We start from the raw sequence: 26,356 nt of genomic DNA on the forward strand, positions 1-26,356 counted from the left end.
TTAAACGAACAGCAGGCGACTTTATTAGTTACCTATCTAGGAAACACCGAACCCGTCAGAGAATTCAAAAAGAACCTAGTCAAAGCATTCTTTGAACTACGCAACGAGGTAGCAGAGTTTCGCTATCAGAGGGCACTAGAGAAGCCAAAACGTAAGACCTTGAATGAAGCTATCAAGAATTGGGGACAAGCACCCAAGCACGCTTATAGCACGGTTACAAACCTTTTACTAAAGGGCGTAACAGGGCTAAACAAGAAGAAATTACTTGACCAGCGAGGCGGAAAGACGGGGCTGGATAGCTTAACAAGTACGGAGCTTGTAAAATACCAAGCATTGGAAGATATGGCAATCGCTTTGATTAATCTTGATATGAAGTATGACGATATCAAAGCACTTGTAGACAAAAAAGGAGGATGGAAACTATCGGAGGTTTGATATTTATGGTATTAAAAAAGACAGTTAAAACAGTCTTAAAAATTATGTGCTGGGATTTCAGCGATAGAACGATATAGGAGTTAGAAATATGGCATACTTACCCGAAGAGCGGGAGACAGTTATCCGCTATGATGAACTAGATGATTGCTGGTACTTTGAAAGCAATGTTAGGAGACACGTTACAAAGATATTGAAAACCGAAGAAGCTTTTGAAAGCCTTGAAAAGGAACTTGAAAATGATTTCTGCGTATATGTACGTGCCAAGCTGACAAATTTGGAGGATTTTTCAGTTAATCCATTTGTAAAAAACAAACCAAAACTATCTGAAGAACAAAAACGACAAAGAGCCGAACGGCTAAAGTCAAATATTCGCTAATTTGCGCCGATAGTTTAGGGAGAAAAAAGAAGTATTTTATCTTCCTAGGGTAAATATACCGAGAAAGAAACATAAGTCTGAAAATCAATGGTAGAAACCCTTATACAGACAAAGAAAAAAATTGATAAAGGAGAACAAGAAAATGGCAGATGATATCAAATTTGTAAAAGATAAGAATGGGAATTATATTCCGAAATATTTTCGAGACTTTAAGGAATTGGTCAAACGTGACGTAGAACTTTCTGAATCTGTCAGCATGAATTACGCTGAATTAGATACGGAGGATTTGGGAGCATCTCTTGAACAACTCTCACAGAGTTTGGATTGGATATATGACTTGATTGAAAATCGTCATCTAATCTATCAACCACTTACCCCAAAAACAAAAAAGGATAAGAAGGATTAAGATTAACCAGCGGGCAAGCTGAAAAGGTTGGTTTTATAAACGTAATTGAGAACATACAAGGAGAATTTCTATGGCATCACTAATTACTCTTGACCAAGAGGAAGTAAATCGAGCGGTCAGAAAGTCAGTAGAGACAGCTTTTGAGTTGCTGACGGACTACCATCAGCCTAAAAAGAGTTTGACGGGGCTGATCAGTAAAAAGGAATTGCAGGAGGAGCTAGATATAGCCCACAATACAATTATTCGCTGGGAGTCATTAGGGTTAAAACGCTACACCCCACCGATTAACGATAGTCGCACTGTATTCTATAAAATCAGTGAATTGCTAGGCTTTTTAGGTGTAGAAGAATGAGAGCAATAAAAAAGGCTTTGAGAGCGACCAAACTTCCAAGCCTTCCACTTACAAACTAAAACCAAATTAACAAGCAGACAAGTTGTTATTAAAAGGGGTTTAGTAAATATTTGTACATTCATTGTACCATACCACCGCAGAGCGAGCAACAGCTTGATAGTTGCAAAAAACACGCCATAGTGTGATGACTAATAGAAAATAAAAATAGGGGAAAAACAATGGTAGAAACTACTTACGAAATTCTTATTCAGTGCTTGGATAATATTAGCAATAAACTGCAGAAAGCAAGTGAAAATAATGACTTTATTGAAGAATCTATTTTATCTACACAGATAGGATTCATAAAAGAGGAATTACAAAGATTGCTATGGATTGAATTACCCGAATTGAACAATGCCCAGAAATTAAAAGCAATTTCTAAAAATTCTACAGGAGTTATATTCAGCCAAGGTATTTTTGAGATTGATGCTATGAGACAAGCCTTTTTTAAGAGACAGGCTAAAAAATTCTTCAAAACGATTGAAGAGCAAGAGGCGTATGTTGCTTATACAGAAGAGCAGTACTTAAGAACTACGATACAACACAACTTACGGTAACACGAGATTATTTAGCTATAGCTAGTTAAACAAGTAACAAGTTACAGAGGAGGGAAGGATATGACAACTGATGAACTGTTAACAAAATATACAACGGAGATTTTGAGAGAGAAAAAAGTATCTGGGAAAATGGAAGAAAAAGAAATATTAGATATTTTAAAAGAAGTGCGCTACACCTATCCGGAACTATTTGCTTTTATTACAGATTTTATCAATAGAAAGATAAGCATTGAAGAAGTTGAAATGTTTAAAAAGATGAGTATTGATGAACAGAATCAGTATATCAGTAACTACTTGGAGAAAAGAAAATGCAAGAACTAAATTTAACACCATCACAAGCAATTTTTTTCTTTATCGTGCTGATTAGGCTGGTCATCTACCAATGGCACAAAATGAGCCGTATTAGCTATCAAATTAAACTGGAAGATGAAGAAGACACTAACAAGCTAAAAAATGAGCATTATGGGGCTATTATTCAACTTACTGGAAAATACTACAATTAGGAGGAGTAGAAATGGCAGGTAAAGAAAAGACATATTACTTTCTAAAGTTGGAAAAGGACTTCTTTGAGAAGAAGGAAATTCAGTTGCTACGAAAGATTGCAGGCGGAGATACATATACAATCATTTATCAAAAAATGTTATTGATGTCCATGGCTGATGAAGGTATATTTTACTTTGAAAATATTGGGGATAATGTTGCTGAGGAAGTAGCCTTAGCAATCCATGAAGATCCTGAGAATGTTGCGGTGACGCTAGCTTTCTTACAGAAAAAAGGGTTACTTGAGATTGTGGAAGCCGATAAGTATTACTTGAATAGTATGCCAGAAATGGTGGGGCAAATTACCTCTAACGCTTTACGACAACGGCGTTTTCAAGCTAAGAAAAAACAAAGTGCGTTAGAAAATAACGCATTGATAACGCAAAATAACGTAGAGAAAGAGATAGAGATAAGAGATGAGAGCTATAGCAAGAGTAATAGTTATATATTAGATAATATATTGTCGGGAAATCCCGACTATACTTTTCCTGATTGGCTTGAAGAAACAGCCATAAAAGAATTAGAAAAAACAAAGAATAAAGAACTTTGGACACCGATTGCCTATTTAAATCAAAAAGCTAACAAGCGATATAAATTTGTTGATAAGACAAAAAAACTGTTGCAAGCACGTTTTAGAGAGGGCTATACACTTGAAGACTTCAAACAGGTGGTCGATATCAAAACGGCAGAATGGAAAGATAATCCAGAGTTTGCTAAATATTTGAGACCTGAGACACTCTTTGGAACTAAGTTTGATAGCTATTTGAATCAGAAACCTAAAAATAAAAGAATAGATCCAAATGATAATTTTCCTGATTTACCATTTTAGGAGGTCGCTATGTTTGAAGAATTTAAAAGAACAGTTGAAATTGACGAATTGTGTCCGATTCATCACGTCAAACTTTTAAGCTTAAGTATGCAAGTTGGGAATGATGAACATAAACGAACTATCCCCCCTTTCTGTCCTAAATGTGTAGAGAAAAAAATTGCATCGGATAATGATACATTACAGAAGATGGGGCAGGAGAGGGAGTTAGCCCAAAAAACCTATAAGGTTTTTGAAAGGGAAAGTTTAATACCTGGTAAGTTGAAGGAAGCGAATTTTGATAATTTTATCGCAGAGACTGCAGAAGAAAAGAAACTATTAAATTTTGCTAAGAGCCAAGCTAACAAATACTTACAAGGGATGATTGGAAATACTCTCATATCTGGCAATACGGGAACAGGTAAGAGTCATTTAAGTCTAGCTATTGCTAAAGCGATCAATGAGGGCTTTAAGGAAGACAAGAACCCTAAGAGTGTCCTTTTTACAAGCCTGACAGATATTGTTAGTGAAATTAAGCATGGTTGGAATTATGGGAAAGAAGCTAAGCGGACAGAGTTTGAAGTTATTAAGCTGCTAAGTGGTGTAGACTTCCTTATTTTAGATGATTTAGGTAGCAGAGGAAAAGCAACCGATGAAGCTAGTAAGTGGGAACGTGAGTTGCTTTTCAAGATACTGGATAAACGTCAGAATACTATTATCAACAGCAACTTAAGTAGCGATGAGTTAAAGCTGGCACTTGGTGAGAAAAACTACAGTCGTATTTTAGAGCGTTTAGATGGGAATGCTTTTAAAGTATTTGGAATTGCTGATAAGCGATATAAGTTGACCGAGTTACAGAAACGGATAGGGAGATAAAAAAATATTGAATAAGGAGAATGCTAAGTGATAGATAAAGTCTTAAAAACACTAACCACCGCCCAATCTAATAGATTTTACAGCAACCAATAATGCTGCAATTTTAGCACAAAAGTACACTGAATTTAACATATTGAAAAAAAGTAAATTGCATTTTGGAAAATAGGCTCAAATCCTTGCAAGAGTAAGAGTTTTTGAGGGGTCTTGAATTTAACAGAATGTAAGATATGTTAAATTCAGAGGATATGAAGATACTATTTACTAGCAACAAAATGAACATAAACAATAAACAGAAATATGCTGAAAGAATACTAATCAGCTATCATGGATTTAAAAAACTGGCGGGATTATCTGACATGCCATTTTCAGAACGTGGAGCGGTATTAGTTAAACTAATAGACAAAGCTATAAACAGACTGAAAGGAGATGAAAGAGAAATTTTAATTAACCAATATAAAGGGAGGGGAAAGGAGAAGAAAACACGAAAGCAACTATGCGAAAAACTAAATATAACTATTGAAAAATATATAGAGGTCAGAGTGCAGGCGCTAGAACATTTTGCAATACTGTATACCGACTTATTCAATGAATGTAAGGAAATCAACGGTGAACAATGAAACCCCAAAAGATGAAGTTCAACGGAATGAGTGGGTAGGTATTGAACAACGTTCAAAGTATTTTATATAGCAATAAATATATCTTTTTACAAGTCGAACAGGAACGAACAAACCACTACACAGACGTACAGTATATTGGTTTTTAAGTAAGGCTGGTAAAGCAATAGGGCTTTCAAATATTGGAACCCAAACCATGAGAAAAACATTTGGCTATCACTATTATAAAAAATATGGCAATGTTGCAGATTTAATGGCGATATTCAATCATTCAAGCCCAGAAATAACTCTACGGTACATTATGGAAACACAAGACTATTTGATAGAAATATAAGCAATTCCAGTCTTTAATTAGTCATAAAAAAGAGAACGCTGGTAAAAAGGTGAAAAACAGGCTAAAACGTTAATATGATAGGCTTTAAGATATGGGAAAGGTTTAGACACAATATAAGATATGACTAATTGGGAGGGGGTAAAAATGGAGTATAGGAAGCCTAAAATAAGGAATGAAACAAAAAATATTCTAACAGAACAACATAAAAGATTTTAAAAAATGGAGAAAATAAAATGAATGTAATCGAAAAAAATAAACAACTTTTAGAACAAACTCGCCAGCAACAAACAGAAGAGCTGGCGACAATCACAAACCAACTTTCAGAAGTTGAAGCAGAAATTAGCGCGCAACTTAAGGCAATGGATAGTGCTGAAGTAGCCCTTGACGCTGAAGCCTATAGCAAAGCTAAGGAAAAAATATCTGTATTGAATACCCAAAAAGAAATGCTTGAAAATCGTGCTGAGAAAATAAAAAATAAAACATATCTCACTGAAGAACAGACACAAGCGATTGAAACCGAAATACGCGAATACATCAAACAAGAGGATGATAAACTATTAAAGGAAGCAAGTAAGTTGCTACAGAAACTGGAAGAATTGTATCAACAATCAGGGCAGCCGAGAGACGAGGCAGAAAAAACAATCAGAGATTTACAAAACAATTTCACACCACAAGGCGAAACAGGTTTCAACGTATACTCTTATGAAGTTAGGGGCGACAACCTAAGAGACGCAATGAATTTCTTTAAAGAGTTTGAATCGTATAAGATGATTTTGAATTATAAATAATAACATTCTGATTGTAATTGTACAGTGACCTCTATTAGATTGAGCATGGGGGTAGGGGTCCCTCCCCCTTCCAAGCTCTGCCCTTCATGCAGTCACTGTACAAATTTTCTCGCGCCAAAATGGCGAATCGCCAGCCCGTGAAAGGTTAAACATTATCTATTTATTAGGGACTATACTTACGATTAAAGAGTTGGAGGAAAAATGAAAAAAGTTATTTTTCTTTGTGGTCTAATTGGTTCTGGAAAAACAACCTTTGCAACGGCTCATTTTCCGTTTGTTACTGACCTAGATTATATGCATGAACGTGCAACTAAAAAAGACCAGATTTTGTTGACTAAAAGACTATTATCCAAAGTCAATGTTGTTTGTCATATCACATGTTATCCAACTAATCAGGAACTCCGTGCTTTTAAAAATTACGATGTCAGTTTTATTTGGCTTCAGACAGATTTTTACCAATGTAAGGCAAATATTTTGATTAGAAATAGCTCCCTTCCTTTTCAGCTTGTGAAAGTATTAAAAAAGTGATAGTGATAATACTAGCTTAAAATATAACAATGTGATACAATATAATTATAAAAATCAAAGAGGTTTTTAGCGCGAAAAAATACACAGTGATTGTGTGAAACTTGAAAGCACCTTATAGGTGTTTTCTTTTTGCTCATGCATAAAAAAAGCACTTATTCTAAAGTGCTAGTTTCTTGCCCGCTGGACTCATTATTTTTCTATTGAGTCAAATTATATAAAATACCGCTAAAAAATACTGACTAATTTACTGACTTACTACGGAAATCAGTGTAAATCTATTGAAAAATGTAAAGTGTGAAAACGGCTTTAAATCAACGTTTTTGACACTTTTTGAAACCTATGATATACTCAAAAGCATGGTTGAATCAAATAAATAGGGGGTAGATATGAAAAAATATTATATGGCAGTGGTGTTTTAATAATATTGGGTATGGTATTTCTCAACAGTCGTGCAACAAGCCATATTTCAGCAGTTGAGTCCACTAATGCTACGTATTCTAACAGAACTGTAAAAGAATTAGTGAAATTATCAGAAACAGACAAAGATCTGCTTTCAATGCTAGCGAAATATCCTGATGAAACGCCTATTATTGAGTGTGGTGGTTTCTTCGTTAATGAAAATGAAACAAAAGAAACATATAAAGTTGAAATGCGAAGTGAGGATGGTGAAAAGATTTTATTTAGTGATGCCAATCCTGCAACAGTTGGTGAGGTGAAAAAGGCGATACCAGAAAATCAATAAGTAGAATGATCAAAGGTTGAAATAAAAAAATCAGAACAGGTCAGCGAAAGTTGGCTTGTTTTTGATTGGAAAACAACTTTAATATTTAGTGACTGTTTCTTGAGCTTTAAACACATACCAAATAGCTAAAAATTTTGTTTTTTTTAAGACTTTATGGTAGAATTGACAAGAATGACAATAAAATTTTAAGGAGTAAGACCTAATGTCTGTATCATTTGAAGTAAAAGAAACAAACCATGGCGTATTGACCTTCACAATCGCTCAAGAAGCCATCAAACCAGAATTGGATCGTGTATTTAACAAAGTTAAAAAAGATATCAACCTTCCAGGTTTCCGTAAAGGTAAAATCACTCGTGCCATTTTTGACAAACGTTTCGGCGAAGAAGCTCTTTATCAAGATGTTGTAAACGCATTGTTGCCAAACGCATACGAAGCAGCTGTTAAAGATGCTGGTATCGAAGTTGTTGCACAACCAAAAATTGACGTTGTTTCTATGGAAAAAGGTCAAGACTGGGTTGTAAATGCTGAAGTTGTTACAAAACCAGAAGTAAAATTGGGTGACTACAAAAACCTTGCAGTCTCAGTAGAAGTTTCTAAAGAAGTAACAGACGAAGAAGTAGACGCTAAAGTTGAACGCGAACGCAATAACTTGGCCGAATTGGCAATCAAAGAAGGCGCTGCAGCTGCAGGCGACACTGTAGTGATTGACTTTGTTGGTTCAATCGACGGAGTTGAATTTGATGGCGGAAAAGGTGAAAACTACTCACTTGAACTTGGTTCAGGTCAATTTATCCCAGGTTTTGAGGACCAATTGGTTGGACATGCAGCTGGTGAAACTGTAAACGTTGAAGTTTCATTCCCTGAAGACTACAAAGCAGCTGACTTGGCTGGTAAACCAGCAGTATTCGTGACAACAATCCACGAAGTTAAAGTAAAAGAAGTTCCAGCTTTGGATGACGAATTGGCGAAAGACATCGACGAAGAAGTTGAAACCTTGGACGAATTGAAAGCTAAATACCGTAAAGAATTGGAAGCAGCAAAAGAAATCGCCTTTGACGACGCTGTTGAATCAGCAGCAATCGACTTGGCTGTAGCAAACGCTGAAATCGTTGAATTGCCAGGCGAAATGGTACACGAAGAAGTACACCGCGCTATGAACGAATTCTTGGGTGGTATGCAACAACAAGGTATCTCACCAGAAATGTACTTCCAAATCACAGGTACAACTGAAGAAGATCTTCACGCTCAATACGAAGCTGACGCTGAAAAACGTACAAAAACAAACCTTGTTATCGAAGCAGTAGCACAAGCAGAAGGTTTCGAAGCAAGCGCAGAAGAAATCACTGCTGAAATCGAAGAATTGGCTGCAACTTACAACATGGAAGTGCCACAAGTTCGTGGGCTTCTTTCAGAAGACATGTTGAAACATGACATCACAGTGAAAAAAGCTGTTGAATTGATCACAAGCACAGCAACTGTAAAATAATCATTTAAAAAGACTGGAAGTGATTCCGGTCTTTTTGCGTGGGAAAATATTTTTTTATGATAATCGTCTGATAATTCTAAAGTGTGCTATACTAGTATAAAATAGAAATCTATACCACATTTTGTATCGGAGGTCAAGAAACTTGATTTTGCTAGATGCAAGGGTCTCCTGCCCTTATGAAATAATATCTATCGAACTGCCAGATGACAGTGTGCATCATTTGGCGAATCTGGGATTGAAAGTTGGTTCACGCTTGGAATTGGTATCGAAAACCAAGCAGAGCGCTATTGTCATGTTAAAGGCTAATCGCTTAGCTTTTGATGCTTCCATCTTATCTAAGGTAGAAGTGAGGGAGGCTGCAAATGAGGTGGCAGTAATCTCTTTATCTGAGCTCCCTGTTGGACGATTTGCTACTATTCAAGGGATTTTTGCGGTCAATGAATCCAAACGCCGCTTGATGGATATGGGATTAACACGGCATACAAAAGTGTATTTGCGCAAGGTGGCCCCTTTAGGAGATCCTATAGAAATCAGTCTGAGAGGCTATGAACTTAGTTTACGGAAGTCAGAAGCCCAGCTCATTAGCGTGGCGCCTATCGAGGAGGAAAAATGATGACACAGATTGCATTGATTGGAAATCCGAATTCGGGAAAGACGACCTTGTTTAATTTATTGACGGGATCACGCCAGCGAGTGGGAAATTGGCCGGGGGTAACGGTCGAACGCAAAAGCGGAACTGTACGCAATCATAGCGACTGGACGGTGCAAGATTTGCCAGGTATTTACTCCATGTCTCCCTACAGTCCGGAAGAAAAGGTGGCTAGAGATTACCTCTTGAGCCCGCATGTAGATGCTATTTTGGATGTGGTAGATGCGACAAATCTGGAGCGAAATCTGTATCTGACGACGCAGTTGATTGAGACTGGAGTACCAGTGACCATTGCCTTAAACATGACGGATTTACTGCAGGCGCAAGGCAGAACGGTCAATATGGAGAAAATGGCTTATTTGATGGGGACGCCAGTTGTTGCGATTAGTGCGCTGCACAATACTGGGGTGGATAAGGCGGTGAAGGTGGTGGCTCAGCCAAGGCATAACCAAGTTGATGCTTCAGTTTTTCCAACCTATGATGATAAATTTGAAGCTGCCTTGGCCCAGATTGTAGAGGTTTTAGGCAATAGCGTTTCAGAAAAATCTAGCCGTTTTTATGCCATCAAATTATTCGAAGGGGATAGTTTGGTCTGGTCGGAGATGCCTCTATCTGCTTTTCAGGAGAAAGAGGTTAAGGATATCATCCGTATCACGGAGGAAATTTTCACAGAGGATGCGGAGTCTATCGTGGTTAATGAGCGCTATGCTTTCATTGAAAAAGTCTGTCAGTTGGTGCAAAGTCAGGAAAGTGACTTTAAGCTCAATTTGTCCGATAAGATTGACTGTGTGGTGACCAATCGTATCTTAGCGCTGCCGATTTTTGCGCTAGTCATGTATCTGGTCTATTACTTATCCATTCAGACTGTTGGGACAATGGGGACGGACTGGGTCAACGATGTTTTGTTTGGAGAGTGGATTCCAGAAACTGTTCGATCTTGGTTAGAAAGTCTAGCGGTTGAGTCGTGGTTGCAGTCCTTGATTATAGATGGGATTATTGCCGGCGTGGGGACTGTTCTAGGCTTCTTGCCACAGATTATCGTGCTCTTTCTCTGCTTGGGCGTTCTGGAAGATATCGGCTACATGAGCCGGATTGCCTTTGTGATGGACCGTGTGTTTAGACGTTTTGGTCTTTCGGGCAAATCCTTTATTCCGATGTTGATATCAACGGGATGTGGTGTGCCAGGGATTATGTCCAGTCGGACGATTGAGAACGAGCGGGAGCGAAAAATTACGATCATGACAACGACCTTTATGCCTTGTTCGGCTAAGTTGTCAATTATCGCCTTGATTGCAGGAGCGTTTTTTCCGCAAACTCCGTGGGTGGCTCCGAGCACCTATTTTGTCGGATTTGGCACCATCATTCTCTCAGGAATTGCGTTGAAAAAGACAAAGGCCTTGAGTGGTGATACCAGCCCGTTTATTATGGAATTACCAGCCTATCATCTCCCTAAATGGACGGCGGTTCTTCGTTACGCTCTGGGGAAAGGTTTGAGTTTTGCCAAACGAGCAGGTACTATTATTTTCAGCTTGACGGTCTTGATTTGGTTTTTGTCCAACTACAATCTCCGTCTGCAAGCAGTCGAAACGGATCATTCTCTGCTGGCTAGCTTGGGTCGTGGTTTGGCTTGGATGTTTACACCGCTTGGTTTTGGAAATTGGAAGGCGACCGTTGCGGCTATCACGGGACTGGCAGCCAAGGAAACGGTGGTTGCTACTTTTGGGATTCTTTATAACAATCCTGATGCGGGAGAAACGAGTAAAGTTTTGTGGCACAGCTTGCAGCAGGATTACTCTGCGCTAGCAGCTTATTCATTTCTTGTCTTTAACCTCCTGTGTGCTCCATGTTTTGCGGCCATGGGAGCTATTAAGCGTGAAATGGCTGAGTGGAAATGGACCTTGTACGCCATCGGATTTCAGACATTCTTGGCTTATGTGGTCAGTCTAGTGATTTATCAGTTCGGACTGGTATTTCTCTATGGACAAACCTTCAATTTATGGACAGGAGTAGCTGGATTGGCTTTGCTTGGTATGGGGTATTTCATTATCCGTAAACCTCGTACGGCTACGGAAAAAGTCATTGGCTTGGATAATTTAGCAGCTTGGAAAGAAGGATAAATGATGGCAACAATTATTATTGCAGCGCTCATTGCGCTCGCTGTCGGACTCAGTATTCGACATACGATATATCAAAAAGGTTCTTGCGGAGATTGTCATGTGGACTGCCCGGTGAGAGAACAAATGCCGCATTCGCACAAAGAAGGATAGAAAGTTGATTTGCCTTGGTAATATCTTTGACTATTTGCGAAAATTAGCGTAAAATAGCAAGGAAAGACAAAAAAGGAGAATAGCCTTGGAATTAAATGTATTTGCAGGACAAGAAAAAAGTGAATTATCAATGATCGAGGTGGCGCGTGCTATCTTGGAAGAACGTGGTCGTGATAATGAAATGTACTTCAATGACTTGGTAAACGAAATCCAAAATTACTTAGAAAAATCAAACAGCGAGATTCGTGCTGCGCTTCCAATCTTCTATTCAGACTTGAATGTGGATGGCAGCTTTATTCCTCTAGGTGAAAACAAGTGGGGTCTTCGTTCATGGTATGCAATCGACGAAATCGACGAAGAAGTGATTACACTTGAAGAAGACGATGAAGATGCACCAAAACGTAAGAAAAAACGTGTTAATGCCTTTATGGATGGTGATGACGATGCCATTGATTATGGTAACGACGATCCTGAAGATGAAGATTCATACGACGATGAAGACGTAGAAGAAAATACCTCATACGACGAAGAAAATCCAGATGACGAAAAAGATGAGGTCGAATCATACGATTCAGAAATCAACGAAATCATCCCAGATGATGACTTGGAAGAAGACGTTGAATTGAATGAAGAAGATGATGATTACTCAGACGATGACTTAGAAGAAGTTGAGTAATTTTTCAGAGTTCGATATTTGACAAGTAACCGAAAATAGTTTATAGTATTGTTCGGGCATCTCTTTTAGAGGTCAGAAAAAAGCTCCCTAGTTTCTAGGGGGCTATTTTGTTTTTCCCAGAAGAGAAGATACAAAAGGAGTAAATATGACAAAGTATATTTTTGTAACAGGTGGTGTGGTATCATCCATCGGTAAAGGGATTGTGGCAGCCAGCTTGGGTCGCTTATTGAAAAATCGTGGTCTTAAAGTAACCATCCAAAAATTTGATCCCTACATCAACATTGACCCAGGGACGATGAGTCCTTACCAACACGGAGAAGTTTATGTCACTGATGATGGGGCTGAAACTGACCTTGACCTCGGTCACTACGAGCGTTTCATTGACATCAATCTCAACAAATACTCAAACGTGACAACAGGTAAGATTTACAGCGAAGTCCTGCGCAAAGAACGTCGTGGGGAATACCTAGGAGCAACTGTTCAGGTTATTCCACATATCACCGATGCCTTGAAAGATAAAATCAAACGCGCGGCGGTGACAACAGACTCAGATGTGATTATCACTGAAGTTGGTGGAACGGTTGGTGATATTGAGAGCTTGCCTTTCCTTGAAGCCCTTCGTCAAATGAAAGCAGATGTGGGGTCTGACAATGTTATGTACATTCACACGACACTTTTGCCATATCTTAAAGCAGCGGGTGAGATGAAAACCAAACCAACCCAGCACTCTGTTAAGGAATTGCGTGGACTTGGTATCCAACCAAACATGTTGGTCATTCGTACCGAGCAGCCTGTTGAGCAAGGAGTTAAAAACAAACTGGCCCAATTCTGTGATGTTGCGCCAGAAGCAGTTATCGAGTCTCGCGATGTTGAGCACTTGTATCAAATCCCGCTCAATCTTCAAGCACAACAAATGGACCAAATCGTTTGTGATCACCTGAAATTGGATGCGCCAAAAGCAGATATGACAGACTGGACAGCCATGGTGGATAAGGTGATGAACCTTAAGAAAACCAGAAAGATTGCCCTTGTTGGGAAATACGTGGAATTGCCCGATGCCTACTTGTCTGTTGTTGAAGCTCTCAAACACTCAGGCTATGAAAATGATGCAGCCATCGACTTGAAATGGGTCAATGCTAAAGATGTGACTGTAGATAATGCAGCAGCCTTATTGGGTGATGCTGATGGGATTATCGTCCCTGGTGGCTTTGGTCAACGTGGTACAGAAGGAAAAATCCAAGCCATTCGCTATGCACGTGAAAATGATGTGCCAATGCTTGGAGTCTGCTTAGGTATGCAGCTGACCTGTATTGAATTTGCCCGCAATGTTCTTAATCTTGAGGGGGCAAACTCAGCTGAGCTAAATCCAGACACAGCTTACCCAATTATTGACTTGATGCGTGACCAAGTTGATGTTGAAGATATGGGTGGTACCTTGCGTTTGGGACTTTATCCATGTAAATTAAAAACTGGTTCAAAAGCAGCTGCAGCTTACAATAATCAAGAAGTGGTACAACGCCGTCACCGTCACCGTTATGAATTTAACACTAAATTCCGTGAGCAATTTGAAGAAGCTGGCTTTGTCTTCTCAGGTGTGTCACCAGATAATCGCTTGATGGAAATCGTTGAGTTGCCAGATAAAAAATTCTTCGTAGCTGCTCAATATCACCCAGAGTACCACAGCCGTCCAAACCATGCTGAAGAGCTTTACACAGCCTTTGTGACTGCTGCAGTGGAAAATGGAAACTAATTTTCAATTTTTTTGAAAAAAGTTGTTGACAAGGAACTAGTGTCATGGTATACTGGTTCTTGTGTTAAGCGGAAATGGCGGAATTGGCAGACGCGCAGGACTAAGGATTCTGTGACCGCTTTAGGTCGTGGGGGTTCAAGTCCCCCTTTCCGCAGAGGTAGACAGGTTTTGTGCCTGTCTTTTTTTGTTGCAATTTATAAAAGAAAATTATGAAAGCGCATAGAAAATCAGATTAGACTAGCCATTTCTATGAAAAAATGGTAGAATAAAAGGGTATGGGGATAACCCCAAAAAATAATAGGAGGCGATTCTAATGCCATTAGTTTCAGCAGAAAAATTTGTCAAAGCAGCTCGTGAAAACGGATATGCTGTTGGTGGATTTAATACAAACAACCTTGAGTGGACACAAGCTATCTTGCGTGCAGCAGAAGCTAAACAAGCTCCAGTTCTTATCCAAACTTCAATGGGTGCAGCAAAATACATGGGTGGTTACAAAGTAGCTCGCAACTTGATTGCTGGTCTTGTTGAGTCAATGAACATCACTGTACCAGTTGCTATCCACCTTGACCACGGTCACTACGAAGATGCACTTGAGTGTATCGAAGTTGGTTACACTTCAATCATGTTTGACGGCTCACACCTTCCAGTTGAAGAAAACCTTGCAAAAGCTAAAGAAGTAGTTGAATTGGCACACGCTAAAGGTATCTCAGTTGAAGCTGAAGTTGGTACTATCGGTGGTGAAGAAGATGGTATCATCGGTAAAGGTGAATTGGCACCGATCGAAGACGCTGTTGCTATGGTTGCTACAGGAATCGATTTCCTTGCTGCAGGTATCGGTAACATCCACGGTCCATACCCAGCAAACTGGGAAGGTCTTGACCTTGACCACTTGAAAAAATTGACTGAAGCTGTTCCAGGTTTCCCAATCGTATTGCACGGTGGTTCAGGTATCCCTGACGAACAAATCCAAGCTGCTATCAAACTTGGTGTTGCTAAAGTTAACGTTAACACTGAATGCCAAATCGCATTCGCTAACGCTACTCGTAAATTTGCAGCAGCTTATGAAGCAAACGAAGCAGAATACGACAAGAAAAAACTCTTTGACCCACGTAAATTCTTGGCTGACGGCGTAAAAGCTATCCAAGCATCAGTTGAAGAACGCATTGACGTATTCGGTTCAGCGAATAAGGCGTAAAACTGCGAACAAATCTTTGATTTGGAGCAAACAAAGCTTAATTGAATAAAGTGAAGGAGATCTGATTATTCACAGATCTTTTTCTACTTTGTAGTGGAGAATATAGGTTATCTGCGAACAAATCTTTGATTTGGAGCGAATAAAGCGTAATTGAATCAAAAGGAAAGATTTGATTATTCAGGTCTTTTTCTTCTATAGAAAAAAGTTCTTGCATCAAGGTTTGAATTGTGGTAGAATAGTCTGGTATGTGGTGCTAGCACATCCTTGATTATACTACGTAGGAGGAAATACAAATGGCTAAAGTATGTTACTTTACAGGTCGTAAGACTGTTTCAGGAAACAACCGTTCACACGCTATGAACCAAACAAAACGTACTGTTAAACCAAATCTTCAAAAAGTTACTGTCTTGATTGACGGTAAACCTAAAAAAGTTTGGGTTTCAGCTCGCGCTTTGAAATCAGGCAAAGTTGAACGTGTTTAATAAAAAGAAGTGATCCAGTAGGGTCATTTTTTGTTGTAAAAGTCAAGAAGATATCGGTTGTCACAATCTTCTTTTTTACAGGAGATTGAAATTATGGTAGAATAGTGTGATAAAACTATTTGAGGTAGCAAAATATGACTGTTAAAATCAATACAAAAGACGGCCAAATCGAATTGACTGATGACGTGATTGCCACAGTTGTCGGTGGCGCTACAACTGAAATTTTCGGTGTAGTCGGTATGGCGAGTAAGTCAGCCATCAAGGATAATTTTCAGGCCCTCCTTCGTAAGGAAAATTATGCCAAAGGTGTTGTTGTTAAAACGACTGAAGAAGGAAACATTGCGGTTGACGTTTACACTGTCATGAGTTACGGTGTCAAAATCAGCGAAGTTTCTCGCAATATCCAAGAACGTGTAAAATTTAATCTTGAAAATCAACTTGGAATTGCAGCAGATACTGTCAATGTTTATATTCAAAATATTAAGGTCGTAGGAGAATAATTGTGTCAAAAATTACAACTAGTTTATTTCAAGAAATGGTGCAAGCAGCATCTTCTCGTTTGAATAAACAAGCAGAATATGTGAATTCATTGAACGTTTTCCCGGTTCCAGATGGAGATACTGGTACAAATATGGGGATGACGATTACAAACGGTGCCAAAGAAGTAGCAGATAAACCTGCTTCAACAGTTGGTGAAGTTGGTCAAATCTTATCAAAAGGTCTTTTGATGGGAGCTCGTGGAAACTCAGGTGTTATTACTTCACAATTGTTCCGTGGTTTTGGTCAATCAATCAAAGGTAAAGTTGAATTGGATGGGAAAGACTTGGCGCACGCCTTCCAAAATGGTGTAGAAGTTGCCTATAAAGCAGTTATGAAGCCAGTTGAGGGGACAATCCTGACGGTTTCTCGTGGTGCTGCAACGGCTGCTCTTAAAAAAGCTGAAGAGACAGATGATGCAGTTGAAGTGATGCGCGCCACTCTTGAAGGTGCTAATCGTGCCCTTAAGAAAACCCCTGAGATGCTTCCAGTTTTGAAAGAAGTTGGTGTGGTAGACTCAGGTGGTCAAGGTTTGGTTTATATCTATGAAGGTTTCTTGTCAGCATTGACAGGAGAATACATCGCTTCAGAGGAATTCCAAGCAACTCCAGCAGTTATGACTGAAATGATCAATGCGGAGCACCACAAATCTGTAGCAGGACACGTTGCGACAGAAGACATTACCTACGGTTACTGTACAGAAATCATGGTTGCACTTCGTCAAGGTCCTACTTATGTAAAAAATTTTGAGTACGAAGAATTCCGTAACTACTTGAATGACCTTGGGGATTCTCTCCTTGTAGTCAATGATGATGAGATTGTCAAAGTTCACGTTCATACAGAAGATCCAGGACTTGTTATGCAAGCAGGTCTTCAATATGGTAGCTTGGTAAAAGTCAAAGTGGACAACATGCGTAATCAGCATGAGGCTGTTCTTGAAAAAGATAGTTACCAAAAGCCAGCTGAGCGAAAAGAATACGCAGTGATTGCTGTCGCAGCAGGTGAAGGCTTGACAGATATCTTCAAATCACAAGGTGTTGACTATGTGATTTCAGGTGGACAAACCATGAATCCATCAACAGAAGATTTCGTTAAAGCAATTGATTTGGTTAATGCACGTAACGTTATCATCTTGCCAAATAACAAAAACATTTTCATGGCGGCTCAATCGGCAGCAGAGGTTGCAGAAGTTGCTGTTAAAGTGATTGAAACACGCACAATTCCTCAAGGATTCACAAGTCTCTTGGCATTTGAACCAAATGCGTCTATCGAAGATAATTTTGAGGCAATGACAGCATCGCTTGCAGATGTGAAAAGCGGTAGCGTGACAACGGCGGTTCGTGATACAACTATTGATGGGTTAGAAATTCATGAGAATGACAACCTTGGTATGGTTGATGGAAAAATTGTTGTGTCAAATCCAGACATGATGGAAACCTTGGAAAAAACATTTGCTAAAATGTTGGATGAGGACAGTGAAATCGTGACAATCTACGTCGGTGAAGACGGAAGCAAGGACTTGGCTCAAGAAATTGCAGATGACTTAGAAGAAAAATTCGAAGATATCGAAGTAGAGATTCACGTAGGAAATCAACCGGTTTATCCATATCTTTTCAGTATCGAATAAATAGAAAAGTAGGCCCTAGCCTGCTTTTTTCTTGCTTTTCTTGTACATTATGGTATAATAATTTCTTGTGAGTATCCCTCACTTACCTGCACCGATGAGTGTAGGTCATTAGACCAAAAGGAGGAACTATCAATGGCTAAATACGAAATTCTTTATATTATTCGTCCAAACATTGAGGAAGAAGCTAAAAACGCTTTGGTAGCACGTTTTGACGCTATCTTGACTGACAACGGTGCAACTGTTGTTGAATCAAAAGATTGGGAAAAACGTCGTCTTGCATACGAAATCAAAGATTTCCGCGAAGGACTTTACCACATCGTAAATGTTGAAGCAAACGATGATGCAGCTCTTAACGAGTTTGACCGTTTGTCAAAAATCAACGGCGATATTCTTCGTCACATGATCGTCAAAACTGACGCGTAAGGATAGTGTATGATTAATAATGTAGTACTAGTTGGTCGTATGACCCGCGATGCAGAGCTTCGTTACACACCGTCAAACCAAGCTGTTGCGACTTTTACTTTGGCTGTTAACCGTCAATTTAAAAATCAAAATGGTGAACGTGAAGCGGACTTTATTAACGTTGTTATTTGGCGCCAGCAAGCTGAAAATTTAGCAAACTGGGCTAAAAAAGGTGCCTTGGTTGGAATTACAGGTCGTATCCAGACTCGTAATTACGAAAATCAGCAAGGACAACGTGTCTATGTGACGGAAGTTGTTGCGGATAATTTCCAACTTTTGGAAAGTCGTACTGCACGTGAAGGTCAAGGTGGTGGTTACAACGCTGGGAATTCATATTCTGGTGGAAATGACTACAATTCATCTTATCAAACACCTGCACAATCTACACCAAACTTTGCACGCGAAGAAAGTCCATTTGGTACAACCAATCCAATGGATATTTCAGATGATGATCTTCCATTCTAAGGATGGACTGAATTAAAATTATAAAGGAGAAAAACATGGCTCAACAACGTCGTGGCGGTTTCAAACGCCGTAAAAAAGTTGACTTCATCGCAGCTAACAAAATTGAATATGTTGATTACAAAGATACTGAGCTTCTTAGCCGTTTCATCTCAGAACGTGGTAAAATCTTGCCACGTCGTGTGACTGGAACTTCAGCTAAAAACCAACGTAAAGTAACAACAGCAATCAAACGTGCTCGCGTTATGGCTCTTTTGCCATTCGTAAACGAAGATTAAAAAAAGAGGTCCTATGGACCTTTTTCTTTTGCTTTGAGAAAAAGAGTGACTACTATGCAAAAAAAACAGACTAGTTTGGTCTGCTTTTTTATTGTACAGGCTGCATAGCGCTGCGAATATTGAGTTGTTTTTTCAAGTAGTAACGTAATCCAAAGGCGATTGCAGCGATGATAATCGTAGCGATTGGTGATAGGGTTGGGTTGATGGCTGCTGGAATCAGAGCTGCTAGGAAGAAGACAATTGACCAAGCAAGAGTCGTTAAAATCAGATAGAAAATAGCTTTCCAAAATTTAGGACGCTGGCCGACTTTACCCATGTTACGGTAAATGAGGTGATACATGAGATAGATTCCAGCTCCGACGCCAAATCCGATGGTCAAGAAAGTGAGAAGTCCGTACTGCGTTCCAGAATGGAAGAAGTTCATCAAGCCGTTGACAAGGCCTAAAATTCCTAAAATGAGCAGGCTAGAGTCAACCCACATGAGCCAAGGGTTGTCATTAGTTTCAGGAACAGTGTTGCTGTCCTCTGATTTTGTAAAGCTCTTGGCCCAGTCGCTAGGTGCGCCATAGAGGCCGCGAGCTGTAATTCCTTTTTTCTGATTTTCAATGATAGTTGGGAGGACTTCTTCAAGAAGCTCTTTGATTTCTTGGTCTGACTTGCCGTCACGGATGAGTTGGCTTGTCGCAATGTGGATAAATTCTTGATTTTTTTTAGTTAATTCTTGTAATTCCATTTGACTGTCTTTCTATGTGGGGACCTAGAACCATCTTTTGCGGATGAAGTAGAAGGTGAGAGAGAGGCTAATCGCAAAGGCTGCGAAGATGACCCATTCAAAGGCGTGAGGAATGTCGTTGAAGGGGATGGTATTGTCTTTGAAGTTCATTCCATAGGCTGAAAAGACCATGGTTGGAATGGATAAGACGATGGTTGCCAAGGCTAGTGTCTTCATGATGGTGTTCTGGTTGTTGGAGATGATAGAGGCGTAGGCTTGCGTCATGGAGTTCAAGATGTTTCCATAGATATCAGCCATTTCCAAGGCCTGCTGCGTTTCGACCATGGTATCTTCTAGCAAGTCTTCGTCTTCTTCGTACTTGCGTAAGAGGCTGGATGACCCAGATAATTTTTTGACGATTCGCTCGTTCATTTTCAGGGACGCCTTAAAGTAGACAATGGTTTTTTCCAATTCCATGAGGACAATCAATTCTTCATTTTTTGTGGCTTCATGGAGTTGACTTTCAATTTCTTCGCTTTTCCGGTCAATGGTCCGCAGGGCTGAGAGGTAGAGTTGTGCGTTGCGGTAGAGAATTTGGAAAACGAAGCGTGATTTCATAAAGGTGTAGAAATTCCGCAATCGGTGATGGATAAATTGATCAAAGAGAGGCAATTTTTCCAGACAGGTAGTGATAATCGAATCCTCTGTCAAGATAATACCGAGCGGGATGGTGACGTAGTAGGTCATGTTGTTGCGTTCTTCGAGAATGGGAACGTCAACGATGATGAGCTTGTAGTCGTCTTCAACCACGATACGGGAACTTTCTTCCGCATCGAGTGGAGCACGTAAGTCGGTAATGTCGATGTTAAAATGTTCGGCGACTTCCATTGACTCGCTCTGGGAAGGGTTTACCAAGTTAATCCAAGCACCTGGTTGGAATGTTTGGATTTCTTCTAAATCAGTAATTGTAGAAAGAAAAATTTGCTTCATACAGGACCCTCCTCAGTTGAATTTTAGCACACAAGGCGCATCCCCTATTATACCAAAAATGGATGTAAAGGAAAAGTTTTTTATAGAAAATGTGTTATAATAGTGAGGTTTAAGAGGTAAAGAAAATATGCAAGATAAGATTGTAATTCATGGGGCTCGCGCCCACAATTTAAAGAATATTGATGTGACGATTCCGCGGGATAAGCTGGTCGTTGTGACGGGCTTGTCTGGCTCGGGTAAGTCCAGTTTGGCCTTTGACACCCTGTATGCGGAGGGGCAACGGCGCTATGTGGAGAGTTTGTCGGCCTATGCACGTCAGTTTTTAGGGAATATGGAAAAGCCAGATGTGGATTCGATTGAGGGGTTAAGCCCAGCGATTTCAATTGACCAGAAGACGACGTCGAAAAATCCTCGTTCTACGGTTGGGACGGCAACGGAAATTCATGACTACCTTCGTTTGCTCTATGCCCGTGTCGGAACTCCTTACTGTATCAATGGGCATGGAGCCATTTCAGCTTCGTCTGTTGAGCAGATTGTGGATGAGATTTTAACCCTCCCTGAGCGCCAGCGTCTCCAGATTTTGGCACCTGTTGTGCGCAAGAAAAAAGGGCAGCACAAAACGATTTTTGAAAAAATTCAAAAAGATGGTTATGTCCGTATCCGTGTCAATGGGGAAGTCTATGACGTGACGGAAGTTCCCGAGTTGTCAAAGAGCAAGAAGCATGATATTGAGATTGTTGTCGATCGCATTGTGATTAAAGAGGGTGTTCGTTCTCGCTTGTTTGACTCGGTTGAGGCGGCTCTGCGTCTAGCGGATGGCTATGTGGTCATCGATACCATGGATGGCAAGGAATTGCTGTTTTCAGAGCACTATGCTTGTCCAGTCTGCGGCTTTACAGTTCCTGAGTTGGAGCCTCGTCTCTTTTCTTTCAATGCGCCATTTGGCTCTTGTTCGGAGTGTGATGGATTGGGCATGCGTCTGGAAGTGGACACGGATTTGATTGTGCCAGATGCGAGTAAGACGTTGAGAGAAGGAGCGATTGCACCGTGGAATCCAATTTCATCTAATTATTACCCAAGTATGCTCGAGCAAGCCATGACACAATTTGGTGTTGATTTGGACACGCCTTGGGAAAAGTTGTCCTCAGAAGAGCAGGATTTGGTTTTGAATGGCTCGGATGGGAAAGAATTCCATTTCCACTATGAAAATGATTTTGGCGGCGTCCGCGATATTGACATTCCTTTTGAAGGCGTAGTGACAAATGTGAATCGTCGCTACCACGATACCAATAGTGATTACACGCGCAATGTCATGCGTGCTTACATGAATGAATTGACCTGTCAAGCCTGTCACGGCTACCGCCTCAATGACCAAGCCTTGGCTGTTAAGGTGGGTGGTCAAGAGGGACTTCACATCGGGCAGATTTCAGACTTGTCTATTGCAGACCATCTGGAAGTCTTGTCCAAGTTGCAACTGTCAGAAAATGAAGCTACTATTGCAACGCCGATTGTCAAAGAGGTTCGGGATCGTCTGACTTTCCTCAGCAATGTTGGTCTGGATTATTTGACCTTATCTCGGACAGCGGGTACCTTATCAGGTGGAGAAAGTCAGCGGATTCGCCTGGCGACGCAGATTGGTTCCAACCTATCAGGTGTTCTCTATATTTTGGATGAGCCGTCGATTGGCCTCCATCAACGAGATAATGACCGCTTGATTGATAGCCTTAAAAAAATGCGGGATTTGGGCAATACCTTAATCGTGGTGGAACATGACGAGGATACCATGATAGCAGCGGATTATCTGATTGATGTGGGACCAGGTGCAGGTGTTTTTGGCGGGGAAATTGTTGCTGCTGGAACACCAACACAAGTTGCTAAAAACAAGAAATCCATCACTGGTCAATATTTGTCAGGCAAACGGACGATTCCTGTGCCGACAGAACGTCGTGTTGGCAATGGACGTTTTCTAGAAATCCAGGGAGCGACAGGGCACAATCTACAAAATGTGACGGCACGTTTCCCACTTGGAAAATTCATTGCTGTTACAGGTGTGTCTGGCTCAGGTAAGTCAACGCTTGTCAATAGCATTCTCAAGAAGGCGGTGGCTCACAAGCTCAACAATAATTCAGAGAAACCAGGCAAGCACAAAGCCTTAACGGGGATTGAGCATGTGGATCGCCTCATTGATATTGACCAAAGTCCGATTGGTCGTACACCGCGTTCCAATCCAGCGACCTATACAGGTGTATTTGACGATATTCGTGATTTATTTGCCCAGACAAATGAAGCCAAGGTTCGTGGGTACAAGAAAGGGCGTTTCTCTTTCAATGTCAAGGGTGGGCGCTGTGAAGCCTGCTCGGGTGACGGAATTATCAAGATTGAGATGCACTTCCTACCGGATGTCTTTGTTCCGTGTGAGGTCTGTCATGGCCGCCGTTACAATAGTGAGACCTTGGAAGTTCACTACAAGGAAAAAAATATTGCTGAGATTTTGGATATGACGGTCAATGATGCAGTAGAGTTCTTCAAGCACCTACCAAAAATTGAGCGGAAATTGCGGACTATTCAAGACGTTGGCTTGGGTTATGTTACCTTGGGCCAGCCTGCAACGACCTTGTCAGGAGGAGAAGCTCAACGGATGAAATTGGCTTCAGAACTTCATAAACGCTCAACTGGTAAGTCTCTCTATATCTTGGATGAGCCGACGACCGGTTTGCATACAGAGGATATTGCTCGTCTTTTGAAGGTCTTGTCACGCTTTGTCGATGATGGCAATACGGTCCTCGTTATCGAGCACAATCTTGATGTCATCAAGACAGCTGATCATATTATTGACCTAGGACCTGAAGGTGGTGTTGGTGGCGGAACCATCGTTGCTACAGGTACGCCAGAAGAAGTTGCGGCCAATCCTGCAAGCTATACAGGCCAATACCTGAAACCAAAATTGAACATGTAAAAACAGCTTTCGAGCTGTTTTTTGCATGTTAGATAGCTTCCAATCTTTTTTCTTGCATATTTTTCAAAAAAAGAATACACTAACAATCGTTCATAAATAGTTTTCATGAGAACTATTTTTAAAGAACATGATGAATAGATAGAATTGGAGAAAAAATGAATACCAAAGATACACATGATATTCATGGAAAACCTTACAATAGGACAGCTATGATTATCCTTCTTTTGGTGGCGACCTTTGCTGGGGTGTTGAATCAAACTAGCCTAGGTACAGCTATCCCAACCTTGATGAAGAGTTTTGATATCTCTTTATCCACAGCCCAGCAAGCCACAACATGGTTCCTTTTAGCAAATGGCATCATGATACCAGTGTCTGCTTTTTTGGCCACCCGCTTTTCTACAAAGTGGCTGTATACAGCCTCGTATGCGATTCTAATTGTTGGCTTATTAATGGCGACATTGTCCCCTACATCAAACTGGACGCTGTTCTTGGCTGGACGCATAATCCAGGCCATTTCAGTTGGGATTTCCATGCCTCTGATGCAGGTGGTGATGATCAACGTCTTTCCAGCTGAGCAACGTGGTGCGGCGATGGGCTTAAATGGTCTAGTTGTCGGTCTGGCACCGGCTATTGGTCCAACCTTGGCTGGTTGGATTTTGAAGCAAGATTTTACAGTGGCAGGCTATGATTTGACTTGGAGAGCCATTTTTATCCTTCCGCTAGTCATTTTGGTTATCGCTTTTGCCTTGACACCATTCTTGGTAAAAGATGTTATTGAAAATAAAGACGTTCGCTTGGATACGTCGTCTTTGTTGCTGTCAATCCTTGGATTTGGGGCCTTTTTGTGGGGGTTCACAAATGTAGCCTCTCACGGCTGGGGGGATATGACCTATGTGGTTGCACCGATTACTCTCGGAACGATCGTTATTGCGTTATTTGTCTATCGCCAATTTAAAATGGAGACACCATTCTTGGATGTGACCGTTTTTAAAAATAAACAATTCGCAGTTACTACAGTAGCCATTGCCCTTTCGATGATGGCTATGATGGGTGTGGAGATGATGCTGCCACTTTACTTGCAAAATGTACGTGGGATGTCTGCCATGAATTCAGGGCTAGCTCTCTTGCCAGGGGCTTTGGTCATGGGGATTGTCAGCCCGATTTCAGGTCGGTTCTACGATAAGGTCGGAGCTCGCCGGATGGCGATGATTGGTTTTGTTGTTTTGGGAATTGGTACGGTACCATTTATCTATCTGACAGCAACAACCGCTACTCATTTTGTAACCCTCTTGTATGCAGTTCGGATGTTTGGGATTGCTATGGTGATGATGCCCTTGACAGCTAGTGCTATGAGTGCCCTACCTCCTCATGAAGCTGCTCATGGGACAGCAGCCAATAATACAGTTCGCCAAATCGCTTCTGCAGTTGTGGTTGCACTCTTGTCTAGCGTGACACAGAATGTTATCAATGACCACAAACCTGCAGCAGCCTTGAAAGATGCTAATCCGCTTCAATACGCAGCGAAAATGCTGGATGCTAGTCTGGATGGTTTCCATGTGTCTTTTGCGCTGGGCTTGTCTTTTGCAGTAATTGGTCTCGTTGTGGCGCATTTCCTTCGTAAAGGAAAACACATCGCCAAAGAAGGGGAGGCGTAAGATGATAGTTTTATTGATTATCCTAGCAACACTAGCGACGTTTGCTAGCTGGATGCTGATTTCAAAACCTGCTATTCGTGTGAGCTTGGGAATTCTTTCTTTGCTAGCACTAGGGGGGACCATCTATCTGTTGACGGATCATTTTGTCCATCATACTGGTATGAAAATTGTGACAACAACAACCCAGAAGGATCTTTATAGCACAGGGAATACCAGTGCCCCTTACGGATTTATCGTTTACAAAGAAATTGGGACTGATTCTGATAACAAAGTTTTGGTTTACCGTGATGCCAAGGATTCTGCTGATGCAACTGCGCATTTTATTCCGAATACGAAAAAAATCTCAGAAGCCGTCAAGAAAACCTCTGGTTATGAGTTGGCAGACGTGAAGAAAGCTTATGTCGAAACGACCACCAAACGCTATGAGTGGAAGTCTGATTGGGCGAAATGGCTCTACGGTATCGGTGGTGAAGAAGGTGAGTTGGTATCACAAAAAACGACCGCCTATCTTCCTCAAAAAACATGGATGGCATTGACAGAAGACCAGGCCAATCAATTGCAGGACGTGGTCGGAAAAATGAAGGTACAAGCTGCTCAGCATCCAGAGCAAGCGCAAGCCATGATGGCTTTGGCCAAGTCTAACCCACAAACCTATGCTGAAAAACAAATCGCAGCGATCAAAGCTGCTCTGAATATTGCAGAATAAAAAGAAGCCTGAACGGATGTTCGGGCTTTTGCTGTCTGATGGTACTTGTAGTTGTGTCGGGTTATTGGGTGTAG

32 protein-coding genes and 1 tRNA gene are annotated in these 26,356 nt (G+C 40.7%); 31 read left to right on the forward strand and 2 right to left on the reverse strand.

Annotation, left to right across the window (positions count from 1 at the left end):
- The 28 genes from J2T50_RS06720 to rpsR form a co-directional block, all read left to right on the forward strand.
- Positions 1-435: Rha family transcriptional regulator (locus J2T50_RS06720; protein ID WP_253365016.1), on the forward strand; the 435-nt coding region annotated here is incomplete at its 5' end.
- Between the two features lie 88 nt (positions 436-523).
- Positions 524-811, forward strand: a complete 288-nt coding sequence (locus tag J2T50_RS06725; RefSeq protein WP_253365018.1) for a hypothetical protein — start codon at positions 524-526, stop codon at positions 809-811.
- A gap of 142 nt (positions 812-953) precedes the next feature.
- Positions 954-1,217: a hypothetical protein gene (locus J2T50_RS06730; protein WP_253365020.1), complete on the forward strand. Its 264-nt coding sequence runs from the start codon at positions 954-956 to the stop codon at positions 1,215-1,217.
- A gap of 70 nt (positions 1,218-1,287) precedes the next feature.
- Positions 1,288-1,569: a hypothetical protein gene (locus J2T50_RS06735; protein ID WP_253365022.1), complete on the forward strand. Its 282-nt coding sequence runs from the start codon at positions 1,288-1,290 to the stop codon at positions 1,567-1,569.
- Between the two features lie 218 nt (positions 1,570-1,787).
- Positions 1,788-2,165, forward strand: coding sequence for a hypothetical protein (locus tag J2T50_RS06740; protein WP_253365024.1), 378 nt, complete (start codon positions 1,788-1,790; stop codon positions 2,163-2,165).
- A 60-nt stretch (positions 2,166-2,225) separates the two neighbouring features.
- Positions 2,226-2,486, forward strand: a complete 261-nt coding sequence (locus J2T50_RS06745; protein WP_253365026.1) for a hypothetical protein — start codon at positions 2,226-2,228, stop codon at positions 2,484-2,486.
- Entirely contained in the window at positions 2,474-2,668 is a 195-nt protein-coding gene (locus J2T50_RS06750; protein WP_253365028.1) for a hypothetical protein, read from the forward strand. The genes J2T50_RS06745 and J2T50_RS06750 overlap by 13 nt, the downstream gene beginning before the upstream one ends.
- 11 nt (positions 2,669-2,679) lie before the next feature.
- Entirely contained in the window at positions 2,680-3,534 is an 855-nt protein-coding gene (locus J2T50_RS06755) for a conserved phage C-terminal domain-containing protein (RefSeq protein WP_253365030.1), read from the forward strand.
- A 9-nt stretch (positions 3,535-3,543) separates the two neighbouring features.
- The gene (locus J2T50_RS06760; RefSeq protein WP_253365032.1) at positions 3,544-4,386 is read left to right on the forward strand and encodes an ATP-binding protein; all 843 of its coding nucleotides are present in this window, start codon (positions 3,544-3,546) and stop codon (positions 4,384-4,386) included.
- A 245-nt stretch (positions 4,387-4,631) separates the two neighbouring features.
- Positions 4,632-5,003: a hypothetical protein gene (locus J2T50_RS06765; RefSeq protein WP_253365034.1), complete on the forward strand. Its 372-nt coding sequence runs from the start codon at positions 4,632-4,634 to the stop codon at positions 5,001-5,003.
- A 76-nt stretch (positions 5,004-5,079) separates the two neighbouring features.
- On the forward strand, positions 5,080-5,334 hold the full coding sequence (locus tag J2T50_RS06770) for a tyrosine-type recombinase/integrase (protein WP_253365344.1): 255 nt from the start codon (positions 5,080-5,082) through the stop codon (positions 5,332-5,334).
- 233 nt (positions 5,335-5,567) lie between these two features.
- Entirely contained in the window at positions 5,568-6,122 is a 555-nt protein-coding gene (locus tag J2T50_RS06775; protein WP_253365036.1) for a hypothetical protein, read from the forward strand.
- Positions 6,123-6,323: 201 nt separating this feature from the next.
- The gene (locus J2T50_RS06780; protein WP_253365038.1) at positions 6,324-6,650 is read left to right on the forward strand and encodes an ATP-binding protein; all 327 of its coding nucleotides are present in this window, start codon (positions 6,324-6,326) and stop codon (positions 6,648-6,650) included.
- Positions 6,651-7,080: 430 nt separating this feature from the next.
- Positions 7,081-7,392, forward strand: coding sequence for a hypothetical protein (locus tag J2T50_RS06785; protein WP_253365040.1), 312 nt, complete (start codon positions 7,081-7,083; stop codon positions 7,390-7,392).
- A 202-nt stretch (positions 7,393-7,594) separates the two neighbouring features.
- The gene (gene tig / locus J2T50_RS06790) at positions 7,595-8,878 is read left to right on the forward strand and encodes a trigger factor (protein WP_253365042.1); all 1,284 of its coding nucleotides are present in this window, start codon (positions 7,595-7,597) and stop codon (positions 8,876-8,878) included.
- Positions 8,879-9,020: 142 nt separating this feature from the next.
- Positions 9,021-9,491, forward strand: coding sequence for a ferrous iron transport protein A (locus J2T50_RS06795; protein ID WP_253365044.1), 471 nt, complete (start codon positions 9,021-9,023; stop codon positions 9,489-9,491).
- Positions 9,491-11,644: a ferrous iron transport protein B gene (gene feoB, locus J2T50_RS06800; RefSeq protein ID WP_253365345.1), complete on the forward strand. Its 2,154-nt coding sequence runs from the start codon at positions 9,491-9,493 to the stop codon at positions 11,642-11,644. Before J2T50_RS06795 ends, feoB begins: the two co-directional genes overlap by 1 nt.
- 3 nt (positions 11,645-11,647) lie before the next feature.
- Positions 11,648-11,794 carry a FeoB-associated Cys-rich membrane protein gene (locus J2T50_RS06805; protein WP_253365346.1) on the forward strand — a complete coding sequence of 49 codons (147 nt, stop codon included), beginning with the start codon at positions 11,648-11,650 and terminating at the stop codon, positions 11,792-11,794.
- A gap of 85 nt (positions 11,795-11,879) precedes the next feature.
- Positions 11,880-12,470, forward strand: coding sequence for a DNA-directed RNA polymerase subunit delta (rpoE, locus tag J2T50_RS06810; RefSeq protein ID WP_253365046.1), 591 nt, complete (start codon positions 11,880-11,882; stop codon positions 12,468-12,470).
- Positions 12,471-12,615: 145 nt separating this feature from the next.
- Positions 12,616-14,220 carry a CTP synthase gene (gene pyrG / locus J2T50_RS06815; protein ID WP_253365048.1) on the forward strand — a complete coding sequence of 535 codons (1,605 nt, stop codon included), beginning with the start codon at positions 12,616-12,618 and terminating at the stop codon, positions 14,218-14,220.
- Positions 14,221-14,288: 68 nt separating this feature from the next.
- Positions 14,289-14,374, forward strand: a tRNA-Leu gene (locus J2T50_RS06820).
- A 159-nt stretch (positions 14,375-14,533) separates the two neighbouring features.
- Positions 14,534-15,415, forward strand: coding sequence for a class II fructose-bisphosphate aldolase (locus J2T50_RS06825; protein ID WP_253365050.1), 882 nt, complete (start codon positions 14,534-14,536; stop codon positions 15,413-15,415).
- A gap of 293 nt (positions 15,416-15,708) precedes the next feature.
- Positions 15,709-15,897 (forward strand): 50S ribosomal protein L28, encoded by a 189-nt coding sequence (gene rpmB / locus J2T50_RS06830; RefSeq protein WP_001140949.1) that lies wholly within the window; start codon positions 15,709-15,711, stop codon positions 15,895-15,897.
- 134 nt (positions 15,898-16,031) lie between these two features.
- Positions 16,032-16,397, forward strand: a complete 366-nt coding sequence (locus J2T50_RS06835; RefSeq protein WP_222347130.1) for an Asp23/Gls24 family envelope stress response protein — start codon at positions 16,032-16,034, stop codon at positions 16,395-16,397.
- A 2-nt stretch (positions 16,398-16,399) separates the two neighbouring features.
- A complete protein-coding gene (locus tag J2T50_RS06840; protein WP_253365052.1) occupies positions 16,400-18,061 on the forward strand; it encodes a DAK2 domain-containing protein in 1,662 nt (553 codons plus the stop codon).
- A 132-nt stretch (positions 18,062-18,193) separates the two neighbouring features.
- Positions 18,194-18,484 (forward strand): 30S ribosomal protein S6, encoded by a 291-nt coding sequence (gene rpsF / locus J2T50_RS06845; protein WP_253365053.1) that lies wholly within the window; start codon positions 18,194-18,196, stop codon positions 18,482-18,484.
- Positions 18,485-18,493: 9 nt separating this feature from the next.
- Positions 18,494-18,988 (forward strand): single-stranded DNA-binding protein, encoded by a 495-nt coding sequence (locus J2T50_RS06850; RefSeq protein ID WP_253365054.1) that lies wholly within the window; start codon positions 18,494-18,496, stop codon positions 18,986-18,988.
- A gap of 35 nt (positions 18,989-19,023) precedes the next feature.
- Positions 19,024-19,263: a 30S ribosomal protein S18 gene (gene rpsR / locus J2T50_RS06855; protein WP_049618463.1), complete on the forward strand. Its 240-nt coding sequence runs from the start codon at positions 19,024-19,026 to the stop codon at positions 19,261-19,263.
- 88 nt (positions 19,264-19,351) lie between these two features.
- On the opposite strand, the gene J2T50_RS06860 is transcribed toward rpsR, so the two are convergent.
- Positions 19,352-19,996 carry a DUF1129 domain-containing protein gene (locus J2T50_RS06860; protein ID WP_253365055.1) on the reverse strand — a complete coding sequence of 215 codons (645 nt, stop codon included), beginning with the start codon at positions 19,994-19,996 and terminating at the stop codon, positions 19,352-19,354.
- A gap of 24 nt (positions 19,997-20,020) precedes the next feature.
- Positions 20,021-20,965 (reverse strand): magnesium transporter CorA family protein, encoded by a 945-nt coding sequence (locus J2T50_RS06865; protein WP_253365061.1) that lies wholly within the window; start codon positions 20,963-20,965, stop codon positions 20,021-20,023.
- Positions 20,966-21,092: 127 nt separating this feature from the next.
- On the opposite strand from J2T50_RS06865, the gene uvrA reads away from it, so the two are divergent.
- The 3 genes from uvrA to J2T50_RS06880 all read left to right on the forward strand — a co-directional run bounded on the left by uvrA (position 21,093) and on the right by J2T50_RS06880 (position 26,282).
- Positions 21,093-23,921: an excinuclease ABC subunit UvrA gene (gene uvrA, locus J2T50_RS06870; protein WP_253365063.1), complete on the forward strand. Its 2,829-nt coding sequence runs from the start codon at positions 21,093-21,095 to the stop codon at positions 23,919-23,921.
- A 155-nt stretch (positions 23,922-24,076) separates the two neighbouring features.
- A complete protein-coding gene (locus tag J2T50_RS06875; RefSeq protein WP_253365065.1) occupies positions 24,077-25,576 on the forward strand; it encodes an MDR family MFS transporter in 1,500 nt (499 codons plus the stop codon).
- A gap of 1 nt (position 25,577) precedes the next feature.
- Positions 25,578-26,282 (forward strand): DUF4811 domain-containing protein, encoded by a 705-nt coding sequence (locus J2T50_RS06880; RefSeq protein WP_253365072.1) that lies wholly within the window; start codon positions 25,578-25,580, stop codon positions 26,280-26,282.
- The last annotated feature ends 74 nt before the right edge of the window (positions 26,283-26,356 follow it).

Origin of the sequence: Streptococcus gallinaceus (genome assembly GCF_024170225.1) — a bacterium.
Classification (GTDB): Bacteria; Bacillota; Bacilli; order Lactobacillales; family Streptococcaceae; genus Streptococcus; species Streptococcus gallinaceus.

Bases quoted from the DNA above. Each gene is read 5' to 3' on its own strand.
- J2T50_RS06725 (WP_253365018.1), top strand. From the start codon at position 524: ATGGCATACTTACCCGAAGAGCGGGAGACAGTTATCCGCTATGATGAA.
- rpsF (WP_253365053.1), top strand. From the start codon at position 18,194: ATGGCTAAATACGAAATTCTTTATATTATTCGTCCAAACATTGAGGAA.
- J2T50_RS06735 (WP_253365022.1), top strand. From the start codon at position 1,288: ATGGCATCACTAATTACTCTTGACCAAGAGGAAGTAAATCGAGCGGTC.
- J2T50_RS06880 (WP_253365072.1), top strand. From the start codon at position 25,578: ATGATAGTTTTATTGATTATCCTAGCAACACTAGCGACGTTTGCTAGC.
- J2T50_RS06730 (WP_253365020.1), top strand. From the start codon at position 954: ATGGCAGATGATATCAAATTTGTAAAAGATAAGAATGGGAATTATATT.
- J2T50_RS06850 (WP_253365054.1), top strand. From the start codon at position 18,494: ATGATTAATAATGTAGTACTAGTTGGTCGTATGACCCGCGATGCAGAG.
- rpmB (WP_001140949.1), top strand. From the start codon at position 15,709: ATGGCTAAAGTATGTTACTTTACAGGTCGTAAGACTGTTTCAGGAAAC.
- J2T50_RS06775 (WP_253365036.1), top strand. From the start codon at position 5,568: ATGAATGTAATCGAAAAAAATAAACAACTTTTAGAACAAACTCGCCAG.
- J2T50_RS06755 (WP_253365030.1), top strand. From the start codon at position 2,680: ATGGCAGGTAAAGAAAAGACATATTACTTTCTAAAGTTGGAAAAGGAC.
- J2T50_RS06785 (WP_253365040.1), top strand. From the start codon at position 7,081: ATGGTATTTCTCAACAGTCGTGCAACAAGCCATATTTCAGCAGTTGAG.
- J2T50_RS06745 (WP_253365026.1), top strand. From the start codon at position 2,226: ATGACAACTGATGAACTGTTAACAAAATATACAACGGAGATTTTGAGA.
- uvrA (WP_253365063.1), top strand. From the start codon at position 21,093: ATGCAAGATAAGATTGTAATTCATGGGGCTCGCGCCCACAATTTAAAG.
- J2T50_RS06875 (WP_253365065.1), top strand. From the start codon at position 24,077: ATGAATACCAAAGATACACATGATATTCATGGAAAACCTTACAATAGG.
- rpsR (WP_049618463.1), top strand. From the start codon at position 19,024: ATGGCTCAACAACGTCGTGGCGGTTTCAAACGCCGTAAAAAAGTTGAC.
- J2T50_RS06765 (WP_253365034.1), top strand. From the start codon at position 4,632: ATGAAGATACTATTTACTAGCAACAAAATGAACATAAACAATAAACAG.
- J2T50_RS06805 (WP_253365346.1), top strand. From the start codon at position 11,648: ATGGCAACAATTATTATTGCAGCGCTCATTGCGCTCGCTGTCGGACTC.
- J2T50_RS06825 (WP_253365050.1), top strand. From the start codon at position 14,534: ATGCCATTAGTTTCAGCAGAAAAATTTGTCAAAGCAGCTCGTGAAAAC.
- J2T50_RS06750 (WP_253365028.1), top strand. From the start codon at position 2,474: ATGCAAGAACTAAATTTAACACCATCACAAGCAATTTTTTTCTTTATC.
- J2T50_RS06860 (WP_253365055.1), bottom strand. From the start codon at position 19,996: ATGGAATTACAAGAATTAACTAAAAAAAATCAAGAATTTATCCACATT.
- J2T50_RS06760 (WP_253365032.1), top strand. From the start codon at position 3,544: ATGTTTGAAGAATTTAAAAGAACAGTTGAAATTGACGAATTGTGTCCG.
- J2T50_RS06865 (WP_253365061.1), bottom strand. From the start codon at position 20,965: ATGAAGCAAATTTTTCTTTCTACAATTACTGATTTAGAAGAAATCCAA.
- J2T50_RS06740 (WP_253365024.1), top strand. From the start codon at position 1,788: ATGGTAGAAACTACTTACGAAATTCTTATTCAGTGCTTGGATAATATT.
- pyrG (WP_253365048.1), top strand. From the start codon at position 12,616: ATGACAAAGTATATTTTTGTAACAGGTGGTGTGGTATCATCCATCGGT.
- feoB (WP_253365345.1), top strand. From the start codon at position 9,491: ATGACACAGATTGCATTGATTGGAAATCCGAATTCGGGAAAGACGACC.
- J2T50_RS06780 (WP_253365038.1), top strand. From the start codon at position 6,324: ATGAAAAAAGTTATTTTTCTTTGTGGTCTAATTGGTTCTGGAAAAACA.
- J2T50_RS06835 (WP_222347130.1), top strand. From the start codon at position 16,032: ATGACTGTTAAAATCAATACAAAAGACGGCCAAATCGAATTGACTGAT.
- tig (WP_253365042.1), top strand. From the start codon at position 7,595: ATGTCTGTATCATTTGAAGTAAAAGAAACAAACCATGGCGTATTGACC.